Below are 1045 nucleotides of genomic sequence, written 5' to 3' on the forward strand. Positions count from 1 at the left end.
CCGGCGGCGAGCAGGTCCTCGACGTCCTGCCAGCGCTTGGCGTTGCGGCCGCCGGGGATGTTGGTGTGCGCGAGCTCGTCGACCAGGACGACGGACGGGCGGCGGGCGAGCACCGCGTCGAGGTCCATCTCCTCGAACTCGGCCTCCCGGTAGGTCCGTCTGGTGCGTGGGATCACTTCCAGCCCGTGCACCAAGCCCTCGGTGAACCTCCGCCCGTGACTCTCGATGTACCCGACCACCACTTGCGCGCCACGGTCCTGTCTGCGGTGGGCCTCGTCCAGCATCCGGTAGGTCTTGCCGACCCCGGGGGCGGAGCCGAGATAGACCCTCAGCCGGCCACGGCGGTGCACGGTGCCGGGGGCGAGGTCACGGGCCATGGGCGCTGCTCTTTCCTTTTGTGGCTGGCAGGTCGGTGGTGCGCAGACATGGGCGACCGACCCGGGCAGCGGGGGTGCCCCCCGCTGCCCGGGTCGGTCCGATCACTCGGCGGACTGATGAAGTGTCATCATTTCTGTTCCGCCAGTGCCTTGTTGAGGAGGACGACGTTGACGCCCTCCTGGCCGAGGAAGCCGAGGGAACGGCCTTCGGTGTACTTGTCGACCAGTTGGGCGACCGTCTCCACCGGGAGGTTGCGTTCCCTGGCGACGCGGTGGACCTGCTCCTTGGCGTAGGCCACCGAGATGTGCGGGTCGAGGCTGGAGCCGGAGGAGGTCAGCGCGTCCGCCGGGACGCTCGCCGGGTCGACGCCGTCGAGCTGGGCGGCGGCGGCGCGGCGGTCGTTGACGGCCTTCAGCAGGTCGTCGCTGTTCGGGCCGAGGTTGGAGGCGCCCGAGTTGTCGCCGGCGTAGTTGTTGGCGGAGGGGCGGGGCTGGAACCACTTCGGGTCCGGCACCGGGTCCTCCTTCGGGTCGTCGGGGTTCTTCTTCGGCAGGTTGTAGTTCTGGCCGAGGAGGCTGGAACCGATCGTGTCGCCGTCGGACTTCACGATCGAGCCGTTGGCCTTGTCGCTGAAGGCGACCTGCGAGATGCCGGTGACCAGCAGCGG

The 1045-nt window shown here is 69.6% G+C and carries 2 protein-coding genes; both read right to left on the bottom strand.

Annotated elements, in window-relative coordinates; genetic code table 11:
- The coding region (locus ACWCXH_RS39990) for a histidine kinase (protein ID WP_449806430.1) at positions 1–377 on the bottom strand (377 nt) is incomplete at its 3' end.
- A 128-nt stretch (positions 378–505) separates the two neighbouring features.
- Positions 506–1045 (bottom strand): K(+)-transporting ATPase subunit C (gene kdpC, locus ACWCXH_RS39995; protein ID WP_449806431.1); only part of this gene is annotated, 540 nt, incomplete at its 5' end.

This window comes from Kitasatospora sp. NPDC001660, assembly GCF_053596725.1.